The sequence below is a fragment of the Enterobacter sp. JUb54 genome, from assembly GCF_014298075.1.
Lineage (GTDB): Bacteria > Pseudomonadota > Gammaproteobacteria > Enterobacterales > Enterobacteriaceae > Klebsiella > Klebsiella lignicola.
In genome coordinates, this window is sequence record NZ_CP060418.1 from 4635882 (window position 1) to 4661684 (window position 25803).

At 54.2% G+C, this 25803-nt stretch carries 27 protein-coding genes and 1 other RNA gene; 12 read left to right on the forward strand and 16 right to left on the reverse strand.

Annotated features, from left to right (window positions below; translation table 11 throughout):
- Positions 1–7: 7 nt before the first annotated feature.
- Together pfkB and HF679_RS21480 are read right to left on the reverse strand one after the other, a co-directional pair.
- Positions 8–922 (reverse strand): 1-phosphofructokinase, encoded by a 915-nt coding sequence (gene pfkB / locus HF679_RS21475; protein ID WP_123756360.1) that lies wholly within the window; start codon positions 920–922, stop codon positions 8–10.
- 24 nt (positions 923–946) lie between these two features.
- Positions 947–1801 carry a tagatose bisphosphate family class II aldolase gene (locus HF679_RS21480; RefSeq protein WP_123756361.1) on the reverse strand — a complete coding sequence of 285 codons (855 nt, stop codon included), beginning with the start codon at positions 1799–1801 and terminating at the stop codon, positions 947–949.
- A 315-nt stretch (positions 1802–2116) separates the two neighbouring features.
- Between HF679_RS21480 and HF679_RS21485 the strand changes: the two genes are divergently transcribed.
- Both HF679_RS21485 and HF679_RS21490 read left to right on the forward strand, forming a co-directional pair.
- Complete coding sequence (locus HF679_RS21485; protein ID WP_123756362.1) at positions 2117–2947, forward strand: DeoR/GlpR family DNA-binding transcription regulator; 831 nt, start codon at positions 2117–2119, stop codon at positions 2945–2947.
- Between the two features lie 10 nt (positions 2948–2957).
- Entirely contained in the window at positions 2958–3905 is a 948-nt protein-coding gene (locus HF679_RS21490; RefSeq protein ID WP_123756363.1) for a sugar kinase, read from the forward strand.
- A gap of 52 nt (positions 3906–3957) precedes the next feature.
- Here the strand turns inward: HF679_RS21490 and garD are convergent, their stop codons facing one another.
- On the reverse strand, positions 3958–5529 hold the full coding sequence (gene garD / locus HF679_RS21495) for a galactarate dehydratase (RefSeq protein WP_123756364.1): 1572 nt from the start codon (positions 5527–5529) through the stop codon (positions 3958–3960).
- Between the two features lie 395 nt (positions 5530–5924).
- Here garD and garP point away from each other — a divergent pair, with 395 nt between their 5' ends.
- The 6 genes from garP to mscS all read left to right on the forward strand — a co-directional run bounded on the left by garP (position 5925) and on the right by mscS (position 12241).
- The gene (gene garP, locus HF679_RS21500) at positions 5925–7259 is read left to right on the forward strand and encodes a galactarate/glucarate/glycerate transporter GarP (RefSeq protein ID WP_123756365.1); all 1335 of its coding nucleotides are present in this window, start codon (positions 5925–5927) and stop codon (positions 7257–7259) included.
- 28 nt (positions 7260–7287) lie between these two features.
- A complete protein-coding gene (garL, locus tag HF679_RS21505; RefSeq protein WP_123756366.1) occupies positions 7288–8058 on the forward strand; it encodes a 2-dehydro-3-deoxyglucarate aldolase in 771 nt (256 codons plus the stop codon).
- Positions 8042–8977, forward strand: a complete 936-nt coding sequence (garR, locus tag HF679_RS21510) for a 2-hydroxy-3-oxopropionate reductase (protein ID WP_227540140.1) — start codon at positions 8042–8044, stop codon at positions 8975–8977. Before garL ends, garR begins: the two co-directional genes overlap by 17 nt.
- A 65-nt stretch (positions 8978–9042) precedes the next feature.
- A complete protein-coding gene (gene garK / locus HF679_RS21515; protein ID WP_123756368.1) occupies positions 9043–10188 on the forward strand; it encodes a glycerate 2-kinase in 1146 nt (381 codons plus the stop codon).
- 32 nt (positions 10189–10220) lie between these two features.
- Positions 10221–10599: RNase P RNA component class A (gene rnpB, locus HF679_RS21520), an RNA gene on the forward strand.
- A gap of 769 nt (positions 10600–11368) precedes the next feature.
- A complete protein-coding gene (gene mscS, locus HF679_RS21525; RefSeq protein WP_123756369.1) occupies positions 11369–12241 on the forward strand; it encodes a small-conductance mechanosensitive channel MscS in 873 nt (290 codons plus the stop codon).
- Positions 12242–12285: 44 nt separating this feature from the next.
- Here the strand turns inward: mscS and HF679_RS21530 are convergent, their stop codons facing one another.
- Both HF679_RS21530 and HF679_RS21535 read right to left on the reverse strand, forming a co-directional pair.
- Positions 12286–12453, reverse strand: a complete 168-nt coding sequence (locus HF679_RS21530) for a hypothetical protein (RefSeq protein WP_158613270.1) — start codon at positions 12451–12453, stop codon at positions 12286–12288.
- A gap of 24 nt (positions 12454–12477) precedes the next feature.
- The gene (locus tag HF679_RS21535; protein WP_123756370.1) at positions 12478–13179 is read right to left on the reverse strand and encodes a pirin family protein; all 702 of its coding nucleotides are present in this window, start codon (positions 13177–13179) and stop codon (positions 12478–12480) included.
- 104 nt (positions 13180–13283) lie between these two features.
- Between HF679_RS21535 and HF679_RS21540 the strand changes: the two genes are divergently transcribed.
- Complete coding sequence (locus HF679_RS21540; protein ID WP_123756371.1) at positions 13284–14180, forward strand: LysR family transcriptional regulator; 897 nt, start codon at positions 13284–13286, stop codon at positions 14178–14180.
- Between the two features lie 38 nt (positions 14181–14218).
- On the opposite strand, the gene HF679_RS21545 is transcribed toward HF679_RS21540, so the two are convergent.
- From HF679_RS21545 to HF679_RS21595, 11 genes are all read right to left on the reverse strand, one after another.
- Positions 14219–14587, reverse strand: coding sequence for a DUF805 domain-containing protein (locus HF679_RS21545; protein WP_123756372.1), 369 nt, complete (start codon positions 14585–14587; stop codon positions 14219–14221).
- 128 nt (positions 14588–14715) lie between these two features.
- Complete coding sequence (locus tag HF679_RS21550; RefSeq protein ID WP_123756373.1) at positions 14716–15702, reverse strand: glutathione S-transferase family protein; 987 nt, start codon at positions 15700–15702, stop codon at positions 14716–14718.
- A 213-nt stretch (positions 15703–15915) separates the two neighbouring features.
- Positions 15916–16308 carry a DoxX family protein gene (locus HF679_RS21555; protein WP_004867955.1) on the reverse strand — a complete coding sequence of 131 codons (393 nt, stop codon included), beginning with the start codon at positions 16306–16308 and terminating at the stop codon, positions 15916–15918.
- Between the two features lie 280 nt (positions 16309–16588).
- The gene (locus tag HF679_RS21560) at positions 16589–16885 is read right to left on the reverse strand and encodes a YqjK-like family protein (RefSeq protein WP_123756374.1); all 297 of its coding nucleotides are present in this window, start codon (positions 16883–16885) and stop codon (positions 16589–16591) included.
- Entirely contained in the window at positions 16882–17280 is a 399-nt protein-coding gene (locus tag HF679_RS21565) for a phage holin family protein (protein ID WP_123756375.1), read from the reverse strand. The genes HF679_RS21560 and HF679_RS21565 overlap by 4 nt, the downstream gene beginning before the upstream one ends.
- 2 nt (positions 17281–17282) lie before the next feature.
- Positions 17283–17588 carry a YqjD family protein gene (locus tag HF679_RS21570; RefSeq protein WP_123756376.1) on the reverse strand — a complete coding sequence of 102 codons (306 nt, stop codon included), beginning with the start codon at positions 17586–17588 and terminating at the stop codon, positions 17283–17285.
- Positions 17589–17633: 45 nt separating this feature from the next.
- The gene (locus HF679_RS21575; RefSeq protein WP_123756377.1) at positions 17634–18002 is read right to left on the reverse strand and encodes a DUF1090 domain-containing protein; all 369 of its coding nucleotides are present in this window, start codon (positions 18000–18002) and stop codon (positions 17634–17636) included.
- A 149-nt stretch (positions 18003–18151) separates the two neighbouring features.
- The gene (mzrA, locus tag HF679_RS21580) at positions 18152–18535 is read right to left on the reverse strand and encodes an EnvZ/OmpR regulon moderator MzrA (protein WP_123756929.1); all 384 of its coding nucleotides are present in this window, start codon (positions 18533–18535) and stop codon (positions 18152–18154) included.
- Between the two features lie 2 nt (positions 18536–18537).
- Complete coding sequence (gene yqjA, locus HF679_RS21585; protein WP_123756378.1) at positions 18538–19200, reverse strand: DedA family general envelope maintenance protein YqjA; 663 nt, start codon at positions 19198–19200, stop codon at positions 18538–18540.
- Positions 19201–19532: 332 nt separating this feature from the next.
- A complete protein-coding gene (gene exuR, locus HF679_RS21590) occupies positions 19533–20309 on the reverse strand; it encodes a transcriptional regulator ExuR (protein ID WP_123756379.1) in 777 nt (258 codons plus the stop codon).
- Between the two features lie 129 nt (positions 20310–20438).
- Positions 20439–21740 (reverse strand): MFS transporter, encoded by a 1302-nt coding sequence (locus tag HF679_RS21595; protein WP_123756380.1) that lies wholly within the window; start codon positions 21738–21740, stop codon positions 20439–20441.
- 482 nt (positions 21741–22222) lie between these two features.
- Here HF679_RS21595 and uxaC point away from each other — a divergent pair, with 482 nt between their 5' ends.
- From uxaC to HF679_RS21610, 3 genes are all read left to right on the forward strand, one after another.
- Positions 22223–23635, forward strand: a complete 1413-nt coding sequence (gene uxaC / locus HF679_RS21600) for a glucuronate isomerase (protein ID WP_123756381.1) — start codon at positions 22223–22225, stop codon at positions 23633–23635.
- Between the two features lie 18 nt (positions 23636–23653).
- Complete coding sequence (locus HF679_RS21605; RefSeq protein ID WP_123756382.1) at positions 23654–25141, forward strand: UxaA family hydrolase; 1488 nt, start codon at positions 23654–23656, stop codon at positions 25139–25141.
- A gap of 93 nt (positions 25142–25234) precedes the next feature.
- On the forward strand, positions 25235–25789 hold the full coding sequence (locus HF679_RS21610; protein WP_123756383.1) for a YgjV family protein: 555 nt from the start codon (positions 25235–25237) through the stop codon (positions 25787–25789).
- Positions 25790–25803 lie beyond the last annotated feature (14 nt).

Sequence of the window (25803 nt, forward strand, 5' to 3'; positions counted from 1 at the left end):
CGGACCTTTATAATTGGACGACCTGAATTTGCTGTAATAATTCTTCTGTGCGTTGTAACGTTCCTAATCCAGCGGATGCAGCAACATCAGCCCCGGTCGCACTGGCTAATGCCAGCGCATGAGCGACATCTTCTTTGTTAAGCCAGCGACTGAGAAAAGCGCCCAGCGCGGCATCACCGGCACAGGCCGAGCTCACCAGCTCAATTTTTGGTGCGGAGCAGAACCATACCCCTTTACCGTTAGAGAAATAGAGCCCTTCAGCCCCCATGGTCAGCAGCACGTTGCGGGCGCCCAACTGGTGAAGCGTATACATCGCCGCCTCTGCCTGTTGATGGTTGCTGACCTCCAGGTCAAAGATTTCCCTCAGTTCATCATTGTTGGGTTTGATCAGTAACGGCTGTAATTCCAGGAGCTGGCGCAGGATCGGATGGCTGATATCGAGAATAACTTCACACCCTTTCTGCTGGCATAGTTCGATTATTTCACCATAAAACCGGCTTTCCATTCCTGGCGGTAAACTGCCACTGATCACTAAATAATCTCCAGGCGCGACGCATTGCAGGTGATAAATAATCTGCTGCTTGCAGTCATCATCAATTTTTGCACCGGGGTTAACAAGCTTGTATTCTTCCGCTCCATCATTAATAAATATATTAATTCGGGTAGGTTCTGAGACCCATGCCGGCGTCACTTTAATTTTCTTCTGACGTAGCTCTTCAACAATATAGCGACCCGTAAAACCACCGAAAATTCCCATAACATGGGTGGGTTGCTGATAATGATTTAATATCAGAGAGACGTTGACCCCTTTGCCATTTGGGCAATATTCCGTGCGCTGGGTTCGATTAACCACAGAAGGCCGCAACGGATCGCAAAAGATATTCATATCGATCGCTGTATTGAGAGTCAGGGTATGGATCACGACATTGCTCCTTTGATCCGAAAGTTACAGTTGGCCTTCGCAGCCGCAAACGTGAATGACTTTACGCACAACATCTTTCATCGCCGCTTTAGCCGGCTTCATGTAATGGCGGGGATCGTTGGCGCCTGGGTTTTCCGCGAAGTACTGTTTCAACGCATCAGAAAAGGCGATTTTCAGTTCTGTGGCGACATTGACTTTACAGACGCCCAGCGAGATTGCCCGGCGGATATCGCTATCCGGAAGGCCTGATGCGCCATGTAATACCAGCGGCACGTCAACACAATCGCGTATGGCGGCAAGGCGCTCAAAATCGAGTTTCGGTTCCGCAGCGTACAGACCGTGTGCCGTACCGATAGCCACTGCCAGCGAGTCGATGCCGGTACGCGCTACAAATTCGCGAGCCTGCTCCGGGTTGGTATACAGCGCATCTTTGGCATCAACAACCAGATCGTCTTCCACGCCACCCAGACGGCCGAGTTCGGCTTCTACACTGGCATCATAGCGGTGGCTCAGTTCGACCACGCTCTTGACCAACGCCACGTTTTCTTCAAAAGGAGAGTGTGAACCATCGATCATGACGGAGCGGATCCCGGCCTGCACTTTACGAGTGATATCGCCGAGATCTTCATGGTGATCGAGATGCACCGCCAGCGGTAGATCCCAGAGTTTTGCCAGATCGCGAGCGATCGCCACGACATTACCAGTTCCCGCATAGCTGTAGGTACCAGGGGTACCGGCAAGGATCAGAGGGGAACGTAGTTCCGCAGCCGTTTCAACCACAACCTGCATCGTCTCGAGGTTGTGAATGTTAAAGGCTGGCACGGCGTAGCCGAGGCGTTGGGCTTTCGACAGCATATTTTTCGTGGAGATGATGTACATTTATACCTCTATTTTCATATTGTAAGTTAATGTATTTATTTAACCTTCGTTTTGAAAGTAATGTAGCGATCGTCTCGGCGAATTGTTGTGATCAACTGCACACAACAATCATATTTGTTTAAAAATGAAAGTTATAAGCTCTTGTTTGTTTTCTTTTTTAAAAGTATCTTGAACGGGCTGGTTGTTTTTAATTAGTTGAATTTAATGGTTTTAATTTTCAATGTAGTGCCTTATGGCAGCGTGGCGTTTGACAATGTGATGGGGAAATTTAAAAATGAAAGTTAATCCTGGAGATCATTAAGAAGGCGCAACACTGTGGCAAAACCGTCAACCAGCCTGCTGAAAAGGCGTTTAGACATCGCGGAGATCGTGCGCAAAAACGGAGAGATTAAGGTCGATGATCTGGCTGAAATGCTGGCTGTCTCCGGGGTGACGATTCGTAACGATCTGAATTACCTCGAACAGCAGGGTTACCTGAAACGTTCTTTTGGCGGCGCAATATATACGTCTCAGGCAGGAGCTCCGGTCGCCCGGACTCCGGAAACCTCAGTGATAACCGATAAGGCGCTGGAAACTGAAATGGCTCGCCAGATTGCCGCGCAAATCGAAGATAGCGAGACGCTGTTTCTGGGGCAGGGATCTATCTTACGCAAAGTGATCCCCTTCCTTGCAGGTTATGACGAACTCTGCCTGCTATTAAACGATCTGGCGCATGTGCCACTGGCACAGGAGTTTCTGAATGGTGAAACCGTGCTGCTTGGCGGCGTGCTGGGGAATACCGGCAAAATAGTTGAAGGCGAGCTGGCGTTGAGTGCGCTGGGCCATTATCGCCCTTCACGCGCGTTGATTGCCGTCGACCATATTGCCGACGATGGCACCTTAAGCGTCAGACAAGAGGCCAGCGCCCGTCTGCTGAGTGAAGCGGTGACTCAAAGTGAGCGGGTTATTGCGGTGGTGGCGAACCGTCCGGTTTATGGTGACAAGCGTTACGCGATTGGTGAATTACGGCAGATGAGCGGCATCGTGACGCCACAGGTGGTGGCGGCGGAATATCATTCCCGTCTTCTCGCGGCCGGACTGACTAACAGCTATACCAATAATGAGTGCCTGACATGGCTCAACCCTGCTTTGCAAAAGGCAAAGTGAAGGAGTGGTGATGAACGTGACCATTTGCACCATCGGCGAACTGCTGGTGGAGTTTCTGGCGAAAGAAGAGAACCAGGGGTTTTCTCGCCCGGGAGAGTTTTGGGGGCCATATCCCAGCGGTGCGCCGGCAATTTTTGCCGACCAGGTAGCCAGGCTGGGTTTTGGTTCAGTTCTTTTTAGCTGCGTGGGTAATGATGCATTTGGTGAAATGAATATCGCGCGGCTGGATGCTGATGGCGTTAACGTCAACGGTATCGCCATACTGCAAAAAGCAACGACCGGCAGCGCTTTTGTCAGCTATCGGAGCCAGGCGCAGCGCGATTTTATTTTTAATCTGCCGAACAGCGCCTGTGGCTTGTTAACCGCCGACCATATTGATGACCACCTGCTTAACCAGTGCAACCATTTTCATATTATGGGTTCATCACTGTTTTCGTTTCGCATGATCGATGCGATGCGCAAAGCGATAGAAAATATCAAAGCGCGCAACGGGACGGTGTCGTTCGATCCGAATATCCGTAAAGAGATGCTCAACATTCCTGAAATGTCGCAAGCCTTTGAATATATTCTTGATTACACAGATATCTTTCTGCCAAGCGACGGCGAACTGGATTACTTTGGTCTCAATCCAGGACGGGATGAACAGGTGCTGGTGGATAAACTGCAAAAGCGCGGCGTAAAGCATGTGGTGATTAAACGCGGCCCGCGTGGCGCGAGCTATTTCAGCGCTGAGGAAACGCATCATGTTGCCGGATTTAATGTTCCGGTAGTGGATCCAACGGGAGCGGGCGACTGCTTTGGAGCGACTTTCGTCAGCCTGTTCCTGTCAGGTGCATCGCCGCAGGAGGCGCTGAGGTGGGCCAACGCCAGCGGTTCTCTGGCGATAGCCCAACGCGGGCCAATGGAAGGGACTTCAACAAAGATGCAGATAGAGGCCTTTCTCAACGACCATCAATAAGATGGGGGATCCCGCTCGACATGCTTCGAGCGGGAGAGAGGCTTTCAGTTAATCAGGTCACCGGCGCCGGGTTAAACACCGCCAGCTGATTATGCAGGCCCCAGCGGTCAGAGAAGGTCTTCTTGCGACCGCTCGCCACATCAAGAATAAACTCAAACAGCTTCAGGCCGACATCTTCGATGGTCTCTTCGCCGGTGGCGATGGTCCCGGCGTTGATGTCCATTAAGTCATACCAGCGGTTTGCCAGCTCGGTGCGGGTCGCCATCTTAATGACCGGTACCGCCACCAGACCGTATGGTGTGCCGCGCCCGGTGGTAAACACCTGCACGGTAATTCCCGAGGCCACCTGCTGGGTGCCGCAGACAAAATCGCTGGCCGGGGTGGCGGCGAAGATCAGGCCGCGTTTCGTCGGGCGCTGGCCCGGAGACAACACTTCCGCAATCGCGCTTTTACCCGATTTGGCGATAGAGCCCAGCGCTTTTTCCACCACGTTCGCCAGACCGCCTTTTTTATTGCCCGGAGAAGGGTTGGCGCTGCGGTCGGTTTTCCCCTGGTCGAGGTAGTTATCGTACCAGGCCATCTCTTCGAGCAGACGCTTGCCGACCTCTTCGTTGATCGCCCTCGGCGTCAGCAGATGAATGGCGTCGCGAACTTCGGTGACTTCAGAGAACATGACGGTTGCGCCGCAGCGAACCAACAGATCGGAGGCATAGCCTACGGCCGGGTTGGCGGTCACGCCGGAGAAGGCATCGCTGCCGCCACACTGCATGCCGACCACCAGTTCAGAAGCCGGACAGGTTTCGCGCTGACGGGCGTTCAGTTTCGCCAGATGACGCTCGGCGACCTGCAGGATATCTTCCACCATCGATTCAAAACCGACGTGATGCTCGTCCTGTAAGCGCACGATGCTGGCGCTGTCGACGGCAATCGGTTGAACATCCTCGGTTCCTTGCAGCAGACGTTCTGGCTGGAGTTTTTCACAGCCCAGACCCACCACCATCACTTCGCCGCCAAAGTTCGGGTTCAGCGAAATATTATGGATGGTGCGGATAGGGATCACCGCGGCGGGGGCGTTAATCGCGACGCCGCAGCCATACAGGTGGTTAAGGCCAACCACGCCATCGACATTCGGATATTTTGGCAGCAGATCACGTTCAATAATTTTCACGACATAATCCACAACCCCAGCTACGCAGTGAACGCTGGTGGTGATCCCCAGCAGGTTCTTGGTGCCGACGCTGCCATCCGCATTGCGGTACCCCTCGAAGGTGTAGCCGGTAAGCGGCGGAAGGGGCTCCGGCACTCTTGTTGCCAGTGGTAGCGTGTTTAATGGCGGCGCGCTCGGGAGCTCAACCATGGATTCGTCAATCCAGCTGCCGCGTGCGATATCGCGTACGGCGTAACCGATCACCTCGCCGTAGCGGATGATTTCGCCGTGTGCGGGAATATCGACCAGCGCCACTTTGTGACCTTGCGGGATATGCTCGATCAACGTCAGCCCATCAGGGAAACGCGTTCCGGCCGTTAAACCTCGATCGTTAACAATAATCGCCACATTATCGGTATCGTGTACTTTTATATAAAACGCCGTCGGCGATTCTTGTCTAATTTCAATGTCAGCCATTGTCCAGTATTCTCCAGCAAGGTGCGAATAATTAAATAGAGCGGTTATTCAAAGGGTGCCACTGTGATTTGTTAAATAAAGAATGTCAGGTGTTCAGGATTTAAAATGTGATCTAAATCACTCATTGTGGCGAGAGCCAACCCGACAACAAGGGAAAACGCCGGAACTGTGCATCAGCGCCCATTTGTTATTGCACTTGCACAGTAATAACTGGTTTTTATCGTTGTTTATGGGTTATATGCACAGTGTTCAATGAGCACCGGCTGATTATACTGAATCATGCTTGCAATGCACCGGATGAGTAAATCGAGGAAGTTTAATATCGATTTCTGAATAATTAAAAAACCACACCAAAAATAAATAATGGTAGGTGTGCTGTACCTGAGGAATATTAAATGAGTCTGGATGCAACGATAGAACAAAGAAAAGGTATACCAACCCGGTATTTAATTCTACTTATTATATTTATTGTTACCGCCGTTAACTATGCCGACCGTGCAACATTATCTATTGCCGGGACGGAAGTGGCGAAAGAGCTGCAGCTCAGCGCCGTCTCAATGGGCTATATTTTCTCCGCTTTTGGCTGGGCCTACCTGCTGATGCAGATCCCCGGTGGCTGGCTGCTGGATAAATTCGGCTCGAAGAAAGTCTACACCTACAGCCTGTTCTTCTGGTCACTGTTCACCTTCCTGCAGGGCTTTGTGGATATGTTCCCGCTGGCCTGGGCGGGTATCTCCATGTTTATCATGCGTTTTATGCTGGGCTTCTCGGAAGCGCCTTCCTTCCCGGCAAACGCCCGTATCGTAGCGGCCTGGTTCCCGACCAAAGAACGCGGCACCGCTTCGGCTATCTTTAACTCCGCGCAGTACTTTTCCCTCGCGCTGTTCTCACCGCTGCTGGGCTGGCTGACGTTTGCCTGGGGCTGGGAGCATGTCTTTACCGTGATGGGCGCTATCGGCTTCGTACTGACCGGTCTGTGGGTCAAGCTGATCCATAATCCGACCGACCACCCGCGTATGAGTAAAGAAGAGCTGAAGTTCATCTCCGACAACGGCGCAGTGGTCGATATGGACCATAAAAAGCCGGGCAGCGCGGCGGCCAGCGGTCCTAAACTTCACTATATCAAGCAGCTGTTGAGCAACCGCATGATGCTGGGCGTGTTCTTCGGCCAATATTTTATCAACACCATCACTTGGTTCTTCCTCACCTGGTTCCCGATTTACCTGGTGCAGGAAAAAGGGATGTCGATTCTGAAAGTGGGCCTGGTGGCCTCAATCCCGGCGCTGTGTGGTTTTGCCGGGGGCGTACTGGGTGGCGTGTTCTCTGACGCTTTGATTAAACGCGGTTTTTCTCTCACCGTGGCGCGTAAATTGCCGATTGTTCTCGGCATGCTGCTGGCCTCAACCATTATTCTGTGTAACTACACCGATAACACCGCGCTGGTCGTGACGTTAATGGCGCTGGCGTTCTTTGGTAAAGGGTTTGGCGCACTCGGCTGGCCGGTGATTTCGGATACCGCGCCAAAAGAGATCGTCGGTCTGTGCGGTGGGGTCTTCAACGTCTTCGGCAACGTTGCCTCCATTGTGACCCCGCTGGTTATCGGTTACCTGGTGAGCGAGCTGCACTCATTCAACGCTGCGCTGGTCTTCGTCGGCTGTTCGGCTCTGATGGCGATGGTTTGCTATCTGTTTATTGTCGGCGACATCAAGCGTATGGAACTGCAGAAATAATTAACGGTTAAGTGACAAGGTATAAGCGATGAACAACGATATCTTCCCGAACAAATTTAAGGCTGCTCTGGCGGCACATCAGATTCAGATTGGCTGCTGGTCGGCGCTGACCAGCCCGATTAGCACCGAAGTGTTAGGCCTGGCCGGTTTCGATTGGCTGGTGCTGGACGGTGAACATGCGCCGAACGACATCTCAACCTTTATCCCTCAGCTGATGGCGCTGAAAGGCAGCACCAGCGCGCCAGTGGTGCGTGTACCGACCAACGAGCCGGTCAATATTAAGCGCCTGCTGGATATCGGTTTCTATAACTTCCTGATCCCGTTCGTTGAGAGCAAAGAAGAGGCGGTCAATGCGGTGGCTTCCACCCGCTATCCGCCAGAAGGCATCCGCGGCGTGTCCGTGTCGCACCGCGCCAATATGTTTGGCACCGTGCCGGATTACTTCGCGCAATCGAACAAAAACATCACCATCCTGGTGCAAATCGAGAGCCAGCAAGGGGTGGATAACGTGGATGCGATTGCCGCCACCGACGGCGTCGACGGTATTTTTGTCGGCCCAAGCGATCTGGCTGCTGCCTTAGGTCATCTGGGCAACGCGTCGCATCCGGAAGTGCAGAAAGCTATCCAGCACATCTTCGCCAGTGCGAAAAAGCACGGTAAGCCTGGCGGGATTCTGGCACCGGTAGAGGCGGATGCACGCCGTTATCTGGAGTGGGGCGCAACATTTGTGGCCGTCGGCAGCGACCTTGGCGTATTCCGCTCGGCGACGCAGAAATTAGCTGATTCCTTTAAAAAATAATCACCATCGATACGAGAGAGATAACGTTATGACAATGAAAGTTGGTTTTATTGGCCTGGGCATCATGGGTAAACCAATGAGTAAAAACCTCCTGAAGGCGGGTTACTCGTTGGTGGTTACCGACCGCAATATGGAAGCGATTGCCGACGTGATTGCTGCAGGTGCTGAAACCGCCACCTCGGCGAAGGCGATTGCTGAACAGTGTGACGTGATCATCACCATGCTGCCGAACTCACCGCACGTCAAAGAGGTGGCGCTGGGTGAAGGCGGCATTATCGAAGGCGCGAAGCCGGGTACGGTGCTGATCGACATGAGCTCAATTGCTCCGCTGGCAAGTCGCGAAATCAGCGATGCCCTGAAGGCCAAAGGCGTGGATATGCTCGATGCGCCGGTCAGCGGCGGTGAACCGAAGGCCATCGACGGCACCTTGTCAGTGATGGTGGGCGGCGATAAAGCGATTTTTGACAAGTATTACGACCTGCTGAAAGCCATGGCGGGCTCCGTGGTGCACACCGGCGATATTGGCGCGGGCAACGTGACCAAGCTGGCCAATCAGGTGATTGTGGCGCTGAACATTGCCGCGATGTCTGAAGCACTGACCCTGGCGACGAAAGCCGGCGTTAACCCGGACCTGGTGTATCAGGCCATTCGCGGCGGCCTGGCCGGCAGCACCGTGCTGGATGCCAAAGCGCCGATGGTGATGGATCGCAACTTCAAACCGGGTTTCCGTATCGATCTGCATATCAAAGATCTGGCGAATGCGCTGGATACCTCCCATGGGGTGGGCGCACAGCTGCCGCTGACCGCGGCGGTGATGGAGATGATGCAGGCGCTGCGTGCCGACGGTCTGGGTACCGCCGACCATAGCGCACTTGCGTGCTACTACGAAAAACTGGCGAAAGTGGAAGTCACTCGCTAACAAGAAGGGCGCGGGCGCGCGCCCTGTAATTCTTGCCTTGCGCGGCACTGTCAGGCTACATAACTATGAAAATCGTAATCGCCCCAGACTCTTATAAAGAAAGCCTCTCGGCGACTGAGGTTGCACAGGCTATTGAAAAAGGTTTTCGGGAAATTTTCCCCGATGCGCAGTACGTGAAGGTTCCTCTTGCCGACGGCGGCGAGGGTACCGTTGAAGCGATGATCGCCGCGACCCAGGGAACCGAGATGAGCGCCTGTGTGACGGGGCCATTAGGGGTTCCTGTTGATGCCTGCTGGGGGCTTTCCGGCGACGGTAACACGGCGTTTATTGAAATGGCGGCGGCCAGTGGCCTGGCGCTGGTGCCACCGGCGCAGCGCAATCCGTTATTGACGACGTCACGTGGTACCGGTGAGCTGATTTTGCAGGCGCTGGATCACGGGGCGAAAAATATCATTATTGGCATTGGCGGTAGCGCGACTAATGACGGTGGCGCGGGGATGGTGCAGGCGCTGGGCGCGCGTCTGTGCGATGCCGAAGGTGCCGAAATTGGCCACGGCGGCGGCAGCCTGTGCCATCTCAATTCGATCGACGTTTCCGGGCTTGATGCCCGACTGCAGGAGTGCGCGATCCGCGTGGCCTGCGATGTGACCAACCCGCTGATCGGTGAGCGCGGTGCATCGCGGATATTTGGGCCACAGAAAGGGGCGACCGAAGCGATGATCCGCGAGCTGGACGATAATCTGGCGCATTACGCGCAGATCATTCAGGCCGACCTGCAGGTGGATGTGAAGCAGGTGGCGGGCGCCGGGGCCGCCGGTGGGATGGGCGCGGCGTTGATGGCGTTCCTGCATGCCGAATTACGCAGTGGGATCGAGATAGTGACCCAGGCGTTGAATCTGGAAGAGCATATCCTCGATTGTTCACTGGTGGTGACCGGCGAAGGCCGGCTGGATAGCCAGAGTATTAATGGCAAGGTGCCGGTTGGCGTGGCGAGCGTCGCGAAAAAATACCATAAGCCGGTGATTGGTATTGCTGGCAGCCTGACCAGCGATGTGGGCATCGTTCACCAGCATGGTATTGATGCGGTGTTCAGCGTGCTGACCGGTATAACGACGCTGGAAGAGGCATTTCGCGGTGCGTCGGACAATATTTACCATGCGTCGCGGAATATTGCGGCGACATTGCAGGTGGGGATGGCGACGGAGGGATGACAACCGGGTGCAAACCTTCTATACTGCGCGCCGAAGCTGACCAGACAGTCGCCGCTTCGTCGTCGTCCTCTTCGGAGGAGACAGGCGGAGGGGAGGAAAGTCCGGGCTCCATAGGGCAGGGTGCCAGGTAACGCCTGGGGGGCGCAAGCCCACGACCAGTGCAACAGAGAGCAAACCGCCGATGGCCCACGCAAGTGGGATCAGGTAAGGGTGAAAGGGTGCGGTAAGAGCGCACCGCGCGTCTGGTAACAGTTCGCGGCACGGTAAACTCCACCCGGAGCAAGGCCAAATAGGGGTTCATAAGGTACGGCCCGTACTGAACCCGGGTAGGCTGCTTGAGCCAGTGAGCGATTGCTGGCCTAGATGAATGACTGTCCACGACAGAACCCGGCTTAACGGTCAGCTTCACCATTCAAAGAAAACCCCGCCTCGGCGGGGTTTTTGCTTTCTGAACAGCGGGAAAGATGAATGACTGTCCACGACGCTATACCCAAAAGCAAGCGGCTTAACGGTCAGCTTCACCATTCAAAGAAAACCCCGCTTCGGCGGGGTTTTTGCTTTCTGAACAGCGGGAAAGATGAATGACTGTCCACGACGCTATACCCAAAAGAAAGCGGCTTAACGGTCAGCTTCACCATTCAAAGAAAACCCCGCCTCGGCGGGGTTTTTGCTTTCTGATGTCAGGTAAACGATGTCAGGTGGATAAAAGCAGATGAATGACTGTCCACGACGCTATACCCAAAAGCAAGCGGCTTAACGGCCAGCTTCACCATTCAAAGAAAACCCCGCCTCGGCGGGGTTTTTGCTTTCTGAACAGCGGGAAAGATGAATGACTGTCCACGACGCTATACCCAAAAGCAAGCGGCTTAACGGTCAGTTTCACCATTCAAAGAAAATCCCGCCTCGGCGGGGTTTTTGCTTTAACGGACACATGCAACCATTCACACTAAATCGCTCCGGCTGCTTTTTTTATATTTCCCAAATATTCACCCGCACCAGCCAATGTATAAATTTAAACGTTTTTTTGGCTGTGTTTGACGGAACTCTCGGCGATACTGTCAGAATAAGTGTTGGTCTGTTCTATCCGTTGTGCGCAATGATTTCTGGGATGAATTCTGCCGTATTACCGGTTAATGGATAGTATTTTTATTCTTTGCTGCCCGGCAGGAGCGTGGATGATATGAAAAATTTTGTTTTATTTCCACAAGTAAAATTTGCCATAGAATGGTTGAAAGGTCATGGCGATACTATTTTTCAATTCGGCTGGAATATTGCTGCGGCAATAATACTGCTGTTTGTCGGGAAGATAATATCGAAACTATTATCCAAGGCTATTGAAAAAATTCTGGTGCGGCGAAATGTCGACGCCACGGTGGTGCATTTCTTTGCGGCAATTGTTCGTTATATCACCATGGCATTTGCGATCGTGGCGGCCCTGGGGCGGGTCGGGATTGAAACCTCATCCATCATCGCCGTCATTGGTGCCGCTGGCTTAGCGATTGGCCTGGCGCTGCAGGGTTCACTCTCAAACTTTGCCGCCGGCGTGCTGCTGGTGACGCTGCGTCCTTTCCGTGCCGGTAATTTTGTTGAAGTAGGCGCCGTCTCCGGGGTCGTACAAACGGTGCATGTCTTCTCGACAACCTTGTTGACGGTAGATAACAAAGAAGTGGTGATTCCCAACGGAAAAATTATTGCCGACAGTATCGTCAACTATTCACGTCACCCGTGGCGGCGTATCGATCTGCTATTAGGCGTGGCTTACCAAAGCCGTATCAGTGAAGTGAAAACGGTTATTCAGGATATTATTGATAATGAACGGCGAATCGATAAATCCCGCGGCACCACGGTACGGCTTATTGAGCTTGGACCGTCAACGCTGAATTTCACCGTGCGCGTGTGGGTGAAAAACAGTGAATACTGGGATACCTATTTCGACTTGCTGGAAAATATTAAAGACTCGTTAGATGAGCACCAGATCCTGTTGCCAGGGCCACGCATGGACGTGCGTTTGATGAGTCCGGCGGGGAATCCACTGATCCAGCCCCACGGCTAGACCTGGCGACACAATCGGCCCCTTCTGGGGCCGAATCTAGTGTATCAGGCGGCGTTTTCTTCATCCTGAAGCCGCGTGGCGGCTTCTGCAACGATAGCTTCCAGCTCACTGAGCATCTCGTCATAGCCAAAACTGGCGACCTTCGGTACGTCTTGCTGCAGAGGTTGAGACGACGGTACGGCTTTTACGGCTTTCTTCTTATGCTTACTCACTGACAGACTCCATCACTCCTGTAATTACACTGGTAAATCTATCAGTAAAGCGCGTAAAGGCGTATCGGCAACAAGGGTAATGTTAGCTTCGTCACGAATAAATGCGCCGTCTCCACAGGTCAACGCCTGCTTCTCTTCTTCACGAGCAACGGCATGCACCGTGCCATGAATCGATTGCAGATAGGCACGCGGCCCGTGCAACTGCACATTGATGTGTTCGCCGGCGGCAAGATCGAGCTGGTGGATCCACACCTGCTGACGAAGCTGCAAACTGTTCTGCGCGCCGTCCGGGGACGCGAGCAGCTGATACGGGGCATCGGCGATGGCCAGCTTTTGTATTAGCGGATTTTCGCGCTGCGGGCAGGCATCCAGCCAGAGCTGCATCCGGGTCAGCGACCCCTCTTTACTCAGGTTATGCTCGCTGTAGCTGATCCCTGGCTGCGTCGATATCAGCAGCGCTTCACCGGCCTTTGCCTGCACATGGTTGCCGTCACTGTCGCGATACTCCGCTTCCCCTTCCAGAATCAGGTTCAGAATATCGACTTTCGGGTAGGTCCGCGGCTGAAACGACGCGCCGGGGGCCAGAACTTCCTGGTTGAGCACGCGCAGGGAGGCGTATCCTAACAGTTTAGGGTCAAAGTAGTGTCCAAAGGAAAAGGTGTAGCGGGCCTGCAGCCAGCCGAAATCTGCTTGTCCACATTGTTTGGCTGTTCGGGTAGTAATCATTTTCTTGACCTCTCTTTACACTAAATCAATGGTAAAGGTATGGACGCTGTATTGTTAGCCAGATATTCTGCCTGGTATGTTCAAATTTCCTGAATGAGAGTCTTATGGCTAAAGAGAGAGCATTAACGCTGGAAGCGTTACGTGTAATGGACGCTATCGACAGGCGTGGGAGCTTTGCTGCTGCGGCTGACGAGCTCGGTCGGGTGCCCTCCGCCCTTAGCTACACGATGCAAAAGCTGGAAGAGGAACTGGATGTGGTGCTGTTTGACCGCTCAGGTCATCGGACAAAATTCACTAACGTTGGTCGCATGTTGCTGGAGCGTGGGCGAGTGCTGCTGGAAGCGGCAGATAAGCTCACCACCGATGCCGAAGCCCTCTCGCGCGGCTGGGAAACGCATCTGACCATCGTGACCGAAGCGCTGGTCCCGACGCAGGATTTCTTCCCGCTGATTGAAAAGCTGGCGACCAAATCCAATACCCAGCTGTCGGTGATAACCGAAGTGCTGGCCGGGGCATGGGAGCGGCTGGAGCAGGGGCGGGCGGATATCGTCGTGGCGCCGGATATGCATTTTCGCTCCTCGTCGGAGATTAACTCCCGCAAGCTCTATTCGGTGATGAACGTCTACGTTGCCGCGCCGGATCACCCGATCCATCAGGAGCCTGAGCCACTTTCTGAAGTCACGCGGGTTAAGTATCGCGGCGTTGCGGTGGCGGATACCGCCCGTGAACGTCCGGTGCTGACGGTGCAATTACTCGATAAACAGCCGCGTCTGACGGTGAGTACCATTGAAGATAAGCGGCAGGCGCTGTTGGCGGGTTTAGGCGTGGCGACGATGCCCTATCCGCTGGTTGAGCAGGACATTGCCGAAGGGCGCTTACGGGTAGTCAGCCCGGAATATACCAATGAGATCGACATTATCATGGCGTGGCGCCGCGATAGCATGGGCGAAGCGAAATCATGGTGTCTGCGAGAGATCCCGAAGCTGTTTGCCAGGAAGTAAGTTGACGGTGCGCTCCTGCCGCAGAAGGAGCGCAGTCATTATAAGGATGACGTTTTAGGTTCCGGCCCGAAACGGTTCGCTCCCGGCGTGCCGTTCTGGCAGTTGAACACCAGGATAACCAGCCAGCCAATGACCGGGATCAGCATCAGCAATAGCCACCACGCTGAGCGATCGGTGTCGTGCAGACGGCGAAACTGCACCGCCCACCATGGCAGGAAGACCAGCACGCCATAAATCGTCGTCAGGATGCCTTCCCCACCCGCGCGCTGCCAGCCTAACATCTTGTCGATGATACCCAGGACAACGGTCAGAATGATGTTGACCAGAATAAACATCCAGTACTCTTTGCGCCGAGCGCGGCCACCAAATCCAATATAGTTTTTCAGTACTTTTAAATACCAGTCCATTTTTACGCCTCGATTAACGGTCAATCACTTGTTTTCTAAGCGATCGAAATAAGAATAGCCGTGAATGGAAGGCGGGTAAATATATTCACCAGATGAAATATCAGGCGCCGCAGCGGGCGCCTGAATGTTTAGCTGAAGAGCCGATCCCGGCCGTGCGGTTCGCTGAGATCCTGCGGCGGGCCGACGGAGATAATTCCGGTGGGGTTGATCGTTTTATGGCTGCGATAGTAGTGGTTGCGGATATGGGCAAAATTCACCGTCTCTGCGATGCCCGGCATCTGGTAGATATCGCGCAGGAAACCATACAGATTGGGGTAATCGCTGATGCGGTGTTTATCGCACTTAAAGTGGGTCACGTAGACCGGGTCGAAACGCACGAGGGTAGTCCACAGACGAATATCGGCTTCCGTGAGCTGATTACCGGTCAGGTAGCGGTGCTCGCCAAGGATCTTCTCCAGGCGATCGAGTGACTCAAATACCGCCGTTACTGCCTCATCGTACGCCTGCTGGCTGGTTGCGAATCCGGCTTTGTAGACCCCATTATTGACGTTGTCGTAGATCCAACCGTTCAGCTCATCGATGGTTTCACGCAGGGCTGGCGGGTAGTAATCGCCGGCTGTGGCCCCCAGCTCGTCGAAAGCGCCATTGAACATACGGATGATATCCGCCGATTCGTTGCTGACGATGGTGTTTTGCTTTTTATCCCACAATACCGGAACCGTCACGCGCCCGGTATAGTGCGGATCGGCGTGCAGATAGAGCTGATAGAGAAAGTCGTGTTGATACAGTGAATCGCCGGTCGCGTCGGGGAAATCGTGAGCGAAGGTCCAGCCGTTTTCCAGCATCAGGGGGTGAACTACCGAGACGGAAATAAACGGGTCCAGTCCTTTAAGCTTACGCATGATCAGCGTGCGGTGCGCCCACGGACAGGCAAGGGAAACGTACAGATGATAGCGGTCTTTTTCGGCAGCAAAACCACCGCTACCGGAGAGGCCTGGCGCGCCATCGGCGGTCAGCCAGTTGCGAAATGCCGACACCGAGCGCTTGAAACGTCCGCCGGTGGATGCGGTGTCATACCAGGTATCCTGCCAGACGCCATCGATTAATTGTCCCATTCTCTCCTCCTTCAGACTTCAGATAGCAAAAGCGAGGAGATGTCTCCTCGCTTTATTGTTCACTCAGTATATACCCTTCATCCTGCAAGTTGCCTGGGTGCCCAGTCACTGACTTCAGCAAGCTTCTGGGGATTATGAGCCTCATTGATGATGAGGCTCACCCTACGGCCTTGCCGCCTACAAGCAACTCGAATTATTTAGGGTATAGTGCGCTTACCACTTTTTATTCAGCACGCGGTCGATGCTGAATGCGCCTGGACCGGTGATAGCCAGCAGCAGGAAGCCGCCTGCAATTGTCAGGTTTTTCATGAACATCAGCGAGTTCACGCCTTCAGCAAAGTTGCTGTGGAACAGGAACGCGGTCAGCAGAGTAAAGCCTGCGGTGAACAGCGCGGTGGTACGGGTCAGGAAACCGAACAGGATTGCCAGACCGCCGCCGAACTCCAGAAGAATGGTTAACGGCAGCAGTGCGCCCGGTACGCCCATGGCTTCCATATACTGTTGCGTGCCCGCATAACCGGTAATTTTTCCCCACCCTGCGGTGATGAACAGGATTGGCATCAGAATACGCGCTACCAGTACACCAACATCTTCTAATTTTTTCATTTCTTACTCCAGTAAACCCAAAGGGCGGCGATTTTGTTTTTTAGTGCAATCCTGCGTAGTTACGCGGGCTTGCTGTCGATGGAGTGAATATTAGCGAGGCACTGGAGTAATTGTTAGCAAGGAAAACTGTAGATCTTTATCAAAGAATCTGAGTAAGAGGTGAGGGGAAGGCCAAATGAACGTATCTGCACGCAGCGGCTACCCGCTGGCACAGAGAAAGAACGTCAGGGATTATGAGGTGTATCAGCCGTACAGCGGCGCTGGTGCGCCTGAGGGGGGATCAGTGAGTGGATGGCTGGCGCATCAGACGTTTGACCATACGCCAGGTGCTCCAGAGGCCGACGCCCCGTTTCGTCCAGCGCAGTAAAAACCGCGGATGGCGCACTGACCACACCGCCATGATACCGCTGCCGACCATCGCCCATGAGCGAAGATGCTGGAACGTCTGCCAGCCGCGATCGATCGGTGCGGTGGCCTCAAGCCAGTCACGACGGCTGGCGCTTAAATCCAGCCGTTGTTGTTGGATCTGGCGCAGCAGCAGCGCTTTTTGCCGTTCACGTTCCTGCTTATTGCTCATGACCGATCGTCCTCCAGCAGCGCCCGGTCTTCGGCCAGCTCTTTGCGCGTCATGCGCAGGAACGTCGAACGACGGGCTTTGCGTAGCGTCCAGATCCCGCCTATCAGCGAGCTGAGCAGCAGTACGGCGGTGGTGGCAATCATGACGTTCAGCCGGTATTGCGGATCGATGGCCCAGATAATCAGCACCAGCAGGCTCATCAGGCCAAAGGCGGCAAACAGCAGCGTCAGTCCCAGCATAAGGAACAGCTGGAAGAGATTGGCTTTCTCTTCTTCCAGCTCCACGACCACCAGGCGCAGGCGTGTTTCCAGCATTTCGACCAGCAGGCTAACTATCCGCTGACCAATACCGAAAACGCTCTTGCCTGGGCCTTGCGTGTGTTGAGTATCCGCCATAATTAACGACGCGTCAGCAGGACACCCAGCACCAGCCCGACGGCTGCGCCAATCCCGACACCGGTCCACGGATTTTCGCGGACATAGTCGTCGGCGCGAGCAGCGGTTTCACGGGTTTGTCTGACGATGGCGTCGCTGGTTTCACCCAAGCGAACGCGGCTCTCTTTCAGCGCGCTTTCCGCTTTACTACGCAGTTTGCCCACTTCTTCTTTTGACTTATCCGCTGAGGAGTTCAGCACTTCTTCCAGGGTATCCGCCAGCGTTTTCAGTTCGGCACGCAGATCGTCTGCAACGTTGTCTTTAGGCATCTTTCTCTCCTGTAGAGTGGTTCCATATACGTAAGAAATTACGGATTAGTAATCACGCGACTCCAGCGTTTTCAGCTCTTGTTGCGCTTCATCAAGCTTGCTCTGACGCTTGCTGATTTTATCCTTGTCGCCTTTCTGCCGGGCTTCCTGCAGGTCGCGCTGGCGTTCAGCCACTTCTTCCCGCTGTTTGGCGATTTTTTGCTGATGATCGGCCTTGAGCTGACCGTCATTGCAGTGTGCTCTGACTTCACTAAGCGCTTTGTTCAGGCCGTCAATGCGGTTCTGATTGTGGTGTTTTTCAGCGTAGGTGATCTCACGCTTGATATCCTGCTCTTTTTCCTGACACGGGGAGTTGGCAAAGGCGCTGGCGCTCAGCGAACCCATCACCAGCAGCAGAACGACGTGGTATTTCATGAATGCTACCTTCCATTGTGTAAGGGCATATCCGGGAGATATGCCCGATCCAGTCGATAAACGTCAGCCCGGCGGCTCCCGCAATCTTAAGCATAGTAAGTAAAACGAGATTTCACCAAACTGTGTGAAAATATTCAGAATTTTGGTAATTATCCGAATCTATGAGGGACGTCGCGCAGGCGAGAGAGCCATGCTGTTGGCGTATTTTCATCCTCAAGCAAAGCAATAATATAACCGTGCGGCAGGGCGCGGCCCAGCACTTCTTTTGCCGCGATGCTTTGCTCGCTGGAGTCGAACTTAATCAACAGCCCGTCTTTTTGAGGGGTAATGCTTTTAAAGCGAATGCCGTTGGCGTCGAGATGATGCCAGACGGAGAAGCCGTCCGGCATGCCAACACCCTGGGTGACAGGGTGGATCGCCAGGGTGGATTCCTGCTGTTGGACAGCAAGCCAGAGCCAGAACAGGGCGCACAGAAGCACAGAGCCGCCCAGCATCCAGCCAATCTGGCGCAGAGAGAGGCTTTTTTTGACCATCTTCATCCCCGACTACTGTGTTTTTTCTTCCACAGGACAACTAACGAACCGACCAGACCAAACACCAGCAGCACCACCGGCAGCAGCATCAGGCAGGACATCAGCTGATCTTCATACTTCAGGAAGACCGGCGTTTTACCCAGCAGATAGCCCAGGGTGGTCAGAATCAGCACCCACAGCAGGCCGCTCATCCAGTTAAAGAACTGAAAACGGGCATTATTCAGACCGGACAGCCCGGCGATGGTGGGTAGCAGCGTACGTACGAACGCAATAAAGCGGCCAATCAACAGCGCGGAGAGCCCGTGCTTGTGGAACAGGTGATGCGCACGCTGGTGGTAGTGCGACGGCAAATGTGACAGCCAGTTTTGGACTATTCGCGTATTACCAAGCCAGCGCCCCTGGATATAGCTGAGCCAACAGCCCAGGCTGGCGGCGGTGGTCAGGAGAAGCAGCGTTTCCGGAAAACCCATCGCCCCTTTGGCAATCAGCACGCCGACCAGCACCAGCAGGCTGTCACCGGGTAAGAAGGCGGCAGGAAGCAGGCCGTTCTCAAGGAACAAAATCATAAATAAGACAAAATACAGCATGCCAATCATGGAGGGATTGGCGAGGGTTTCGTAATCCTGGCTCCACAGAGCATTCAACAATTGGGTTAATAGTTCCATTCACGATTCCTGGTACATCGGTTAACGATATGTCTGAACGCGGTAGCGACCTGGATTCTTATTAGATTATGGCCGCTGCTCATGCGTTCTGAACGGTTCCTTGTTCAAAAGTGAAGCCAGCAAAAGCTAACTCTCAGAGCGACAAAATGCATCTAATTGTAACAAAGGCACCGACTTTTCGTCAGAAAAATTGCAGTTTGTTGCGCATTGATTTTGCTGATTGCAATGGCGGGTGGCGAGTGTCTTTACACAGGCTGACACTATATATGTTTGCTTACCCAAACGCGGGAACAGGCAGGCGCAGACGGCCTGCCCGACAGGCGGATAATCGCTTATTTTACGCTGTTGGTCGCCGTATCGAGGTGAACAACAGGATTATCGGCAAACAGATAACGATCGGCGTTGAATTCAAAATCATCGCTGGTTTCGTTGAACAGCATCAGCTTGGTGTTTTCCAGATGCTGCCACATTGCCAGTTTTGCCGCGTGCGGATCTTTGCGAATCAAGGCCTTGAGGATTTCGTCATGATCGTCGCACCAGTTATCCACGGTGCGCAGGTCAATGTGATCATGCAGTTTTTTCCAGTACGGGTTATGCACGCGCTGGGTCCACATTTTTTCGACGATAGCCGCGAGGGCAGTATTCTGCGTCGCCAGCGCAACCTGGACGTGAAACAGCAGATCCCACTCAGAATCGCGGTACGACTTCTCTTTGCGCGATTTCTCCTGGATCTCCATCAGTTTCATGATGTCCTGCTTGGTCACCTGGGTGGCGGCGAACTCAGCGATGTTACTTTCAATCAGCTGACGCGCCTGCAGCAGTTCAAACGGACCATAGCTGGCGAACTCCAGGTTCTCATCAATGGCCTGCTGGTATTTCGGGTGGTTGGAGATAACGTGGATGCCTGAGCCTTTACGGACTTCAACATAGCCTTCCACTTCCAGCATGATAATGGCTTCGCGAACCACGGTGCGGCTGACGCTTTTCTCGTCGGCGATAAACCGTTCTGCAGGCAGTTTATCGCCCACAAGGTAGACGCCTTGCTCAATACGCGCCTTGAGCTCAGCGGCAAGCTGCTGATACAAACGACGCGGTTCTGTGATTTCCATATTCACTCCCGGAAGATGGCGACAATATTGGATTTGTTATACCACTTTTACGCCCATCTCACCACTGTAAGACATGAAAAAGCCGCCTGTAAGAAGGCGGCCTGGTGAACAACTCAATCAGTATGACAACTAGCTCTGCGTCGCCGGTTTACTCGTTTTGAGCGAGGGAGAGTCGTCATCGGCTGGTTTGTTCTTCAGCACGGTCCAGATGACGACGGCGCCCAACAGGTCGAAGACCGCCAGTACGGCAAACAGCGGGCTGAAACCAATGGTATCGGCCAGCGCACCGACCACCAGAGCAAACATGGTACTTGCCATCCATGCCGCCATACCGGTCAGACCGTTGGCGGTTGCCACTTCGTTACGGCCAAACACGTCGGAAGAGAGCGTAATCAGCGCACCGGACAGGGCCTGGTGAGCGAAGCCACCGACGCACAGCAGGGCGATAGCAACGAACGGGCTGGTGAACAGGCCGATCATCCCAGGGCCAATCATCAGCAGGGCGCCCATGGTGACCACCATTTTACGGGATACAATCAGGTTCACACCAAACCAGCGCTGGAACAGCGGCGGCAGGTAACCCCCGATAATACAACCCAGGTCAGCAAACAGCATCGGCATCCAGGCGAACATCGCGATTTCTTTCAGGTTAAAGCCGTAGACTTTGAACATGAACAGCGGGATCCAGGCGTTAAAGGTACCCCAGGCTGGCTCAGCCAGGAAACGCGGCAGGGCGATGCCCCAGAACTGGCGGTTGCGCAGAATCTGCCACGGAGACATTTTCTTGCCGTTATTGGTCTGATGCTGAGATTCCTGACCACCAATAATGTAGTCACGTTCTTCGGTGGTTAATTTTTTCTGGTCGCGCGGGTGTTTGTAGAATACCAGCCATGCCATCGCCCAGATAAAGCTTAAGACGCCGGAAATGATGAACGCCATCTGCCAGCTGTGCATCACGATAGCCCAGACCACCAGCGGCGGAGCAATCATTGCGCCGATAGAGGAGCCGACGTTGAAGTAGCCTACGGCAATAGAACGTTCTTTTGCCGGGAACCACTCAGAGCTGGCCTTCAGGCCTGCCGGGATCATCGCGGCTTCTGCCGCACCGACGGCGCCACGTGCCAACGCTAATCCACCCCAGCTGCCCGCCAGCGCCGTGGAGCCACAGAAAATAGCCCAGGCAATCGCGAAGAAGGCGTAACCGATTTTCGTCCCCAGGACATCAAGAACGTAGCCCGCAACGGGCTGCATGACGGTATAAGCAGCTGAATAAGCTGCGATGATATAGGAATACTGTTGGGTGGAGATGTGTAACTCTTCCATCAGAGTCGGCGCAGCCGCAGCCACAGTGTTACGCGTCAGGTAGCCCAGCACGGTGCCCATGGTCACCAGTGCAATCATATACCAACGTAACCCTTTAATTTTACGCATGTAAAACCTCATCGTTTGTTTTATCTCCGCAGCGAGTGCGGCCATCTTCAAACCCTGTCACCGGGGCTGAGAAGGAGAAACGGAGGGCTCAGGGGGATTAACCCATATGGCCCGAACCTTGCCATCAGTTGTTTTGCTTAATTCGGTATCCATACCGGTCAATGCGATGAGATAAATCATCGCGAAATCATTCCAACGGTTTATATGTTGCGACGGCAGAACGATAACTTGTCATACAACTTTAAAAGTTGAGTGCTGTCACAAAAGTGGGAAAGTTTATGGGGGTATTATTCCCTGCGGAAGAAGCCAGTACTGGCGCGGCTTGCAGCGGTGTTTACTCCGGAGTGAGTACTTTTTTTGTCAGCGTTTATTGATCTAACTCACGAAAAAGATTTCGGCCTGTAGAAATTGGTGTGATAACTTTGTCAGCATAGAGTCAATCATCTGAACGGCTCCTCAAGGGGAGCGAAGAGGAAATGAAAATGACAGCGTTTATGACCGAAGATTTTCTGCTTGATACCGAGTTTGCTCGTCGTCTGTACCATGATTACGCCAAAGATCAGCCGATTTTCGACTATCATTGCCACCTTCCGCCGCAGCAGATTGCCGACGATTACCGTTTTAAAAACCTGTATGACATCTGGCTGAAAGGCGACCACTACAAGTGGCGCGCGATGCGCACCAACGGCGTGGCTGAGCGCCTGTGTACCGGCGATGCCTCGGACCGCGAGAAGTTTGACGCCTGGGCCGCCACCGTACCGCATACAATCGGCAACCCGCTGTATCACTGGACGCACCTGGAACTGCGCCGTCCGTTTGGTATTACCGGTCAGCTGTTATCGCCGCAAACTGCGGGGGCTATCTGGGATCAGTGCAACGACCTGCTGGCTCAGGACCGCTTCTCTGCCCGCGGGATCATGACCCAGATGAACGTCAAAATGGTCGGTACCACCGACGATCCGATCGATTCGCTGGAACATCACGCGGCGGTGGCCAAAGTGACCACCTTCAAAACCAAAGTGCTGCCAAGCTGGCGCCCGGATAAAGCCTTCAACATCGAACAGGCGACGTTCAACGACTACATGGCGAAGCTGGGTGAAGTGTCTGATACCGACATTCGCCGCTTTGCCGATCTGCAGTCCGCGCTGACGAAACGCCTGGATCACTTCGCCGCTCACGGCTGTAAAGTGTCTGACCACGCGCTCGACGTGGTGCTGTTTGCTGAAGCCAGCGAAGCGGAACTGGACAGCATTCTGGCCCGTCGCCTCTCCGGCGCGGCGCTGAACGAACAGGAAGTGGCGCAGTTTAAAACGGCGGTGCTGGTCTTCCTCGGGGCTGAATATGCCCGTCGCGGCTGGGTGCAGCAGTATCATATCGGCGCACTGCGCAACAATAACCTGCGTCAGTTCAAACTGCTGGGGCCAGATGTGGGCTTTGACTCCATCAACGACCGCCCGATGGCGGAAGAGCTGTCGAAGCTGCTGAGCAAGCAGAATGAAGAGAACCTGCTGCCGAAAACCATTCTTTACTGCCTGAACCCGCGCGATAACGAAGTGCTGGGCACCATGATCGGCAACTTCCAGGGCGAAGGGATGCCGGGCAAGATGCAGTTCGGCTCCGGCTGGTGGTTCAACGATCAGAAAGACGGGATGGAACGTCAGATGACCCAGCTGGCACAGCTCGGCCTGCTGAGCCGTTTCGTCGGGATGTTAACCGACAGCCGCAGCTTCCTGTCCTACACCCGTCATGAATATTTCCGTCGCATTCTGTGCCAGATGATTGGCCGCTGGGTTGAAGCCGGCGAAGCGCCAGCGGATATCCAGCTGTTGGGTGAGATGGTGAAAAATATCTGCTTTAACAATGCGCGTGATTACTTCGCTATTGAACTGAACTAAGACCAGAGGCCGGTTGATATGCAATACATTAAAATCCATTCGCAGGATAACGTTGCTGTCGCGTTAGCTGACATGGCTGCGGGGACTCAGGTCACCATCGACGGTGATACGGTCACCCTCAGCCAGGACGTTGTACGCGGTCATAAGTTTGCATTACGCGCGATTGCGAAGGGAGATAACGTCATTAAGTATGGTCTGCCCATTGGTCACGCGCTGGCGGATATCGCGCCAGGTGAGCATATTCATGCTCATAACACGCGGACCAACCTGAGCGACCTTGACGAGTATAGCTATCAGCCGGAACTGATCGAGCCATCGGCACAGCCGGAAGACCGTGATGTCCAGCTTTATCGTCGTGCGAATGGTGACGTCGGGGTGCGCAATGAATTGTGGATCCTGCCGACCGTCGGCTGCGTTAACGGTATCGCTCGTCAGATCCAGAACCGCTTCCTGAAAGAGACCCAGGATGCGGAAGGCACCGATGGCGTGTTCCTCTTCAGCCACACCTACGGCTGCTCGCAGCTGGGGGATGACCACGTGAACACCCGCACCATGCTGCAAAACATGGTGCGTCACCCGAATGCCGGGGCGGTGCTGGTGATTGGCCTGGGCTGTGAGAACAACCAGGTGGATGCCTTCCGTGAAACCCTCGGGGATTTCGACCCCGAGCGTGTCCACTTTATGGTCTGCCAGAAGCAGGACGACGAAGTGGAAGCCGGGCTTGAGCATCTGCATCAGCTGTATGACGTGATGCGCCACGACAAACGTGAGCCGGGTAAGCTGAGCGAACTGAAGTTTGGCCTGGAGTGCGGCGGATCCGACGGCCTGTCCGGGATCACCGCGAACCCGATGCTGGGCCGTTTCTCGGATTACCTGATCGCCAACGGCGGCACCACCGTGCTGACCGAAGTGCCGGAAATGTTCGGTGCTGAGCAGCTCCTGATGAGCCACTGCCGCGACGAAGAGACCTTCGGTAAGCTGGTGACCATGGTCAATGACTTTAAACAGTACTTCATCGCGCATAACCAGCCGATCTACGAGAACCCATCGCCGGGCAATAAAGCGGGGGGCATCACCACGCTGGAAGATAAATCATTAGGCTGCACCCAGAAAGCGGGTTCCAGCCAGGTGGTGGACGTCCTGCGCTACGGCGAACGTCTGAAAGTGCATGGCCTCAACCTGCTGAGCGCACCGGGTAACGATGCGGTCGCCACCAGCGCGCTGGCCGGCGCAGGCTGTCATATGGTGCTGTTCAGCACCGGTCGCGGTACCCCGTATGGCGGTTTTGTACCGACGGTAAAAATTGCCACCAACAGCGAGCTTGCTGCGAAGAAGAAACACTGGATCGACTTCGATGCCGGGCAGTTGATTCATGGCAAAGCCATGCCGCAGCTGCTGGAAGAGTTTGTCGATACCCTGGTTGAGTTCGTGAATGGCAAACCGACCTGCAATGAACGCAATGATTTCCGCGAGCTGGCGATCTTCAAGAGCGGCGTCACCTTGTAGGTTCGAGAGGGACCCCGGTCTTTGTCGTTAACGTGAAAACGGCGCTCCTTCGCAGGAACGCCGTTTTTTTCTTTTTGCTGAAAAGGATCTTTCATGACTGCGTATTGGGTTGCCCAGGGCGTCGGTGTCATCGCCTTTTGTATCGGTATCACCACCTTTGTGCACCGCGACGAAGGTCGTTTTAAACGTCAGCTGGCGCTGTACAGCGGGATCATCGGTCTGCACTTTATTCTGATGGGGGCGATACCGGCGGGCATGAGCGCCGGGCTGAACGCCGTGCGCACCTTGATTTCATTGCGCACCCGTAGCCTGTGGGTGATGACGATTTTTATTGTGCTGACTCTGGTGTTGGGGCTGGGGAAACTACAGCATCCGATGGAGCTGTTGCCGGTTGTGGGCACCGTAGCCAGCACCTGGGCCCTGTTCCGCTGTAAAGGGCTGACCATTCGCTGCGTCATGTGGTGCTCTACCGCCTGCTGGGTGACGCATAACCTGTGGCTGGGGTCGATTGGCGGAACGCTGATTGAAGGCAGCTTTTTGATCGTCAACGGTCTGAATATTATCCGTTTCCGACGCATGATAAAGCGGGGGATCGATCCGTTTAAACAGGAAGTGGCAGAGATGCAAGAAACCCCCTCCGCACGTTAGCGGAGAGGGTCGGC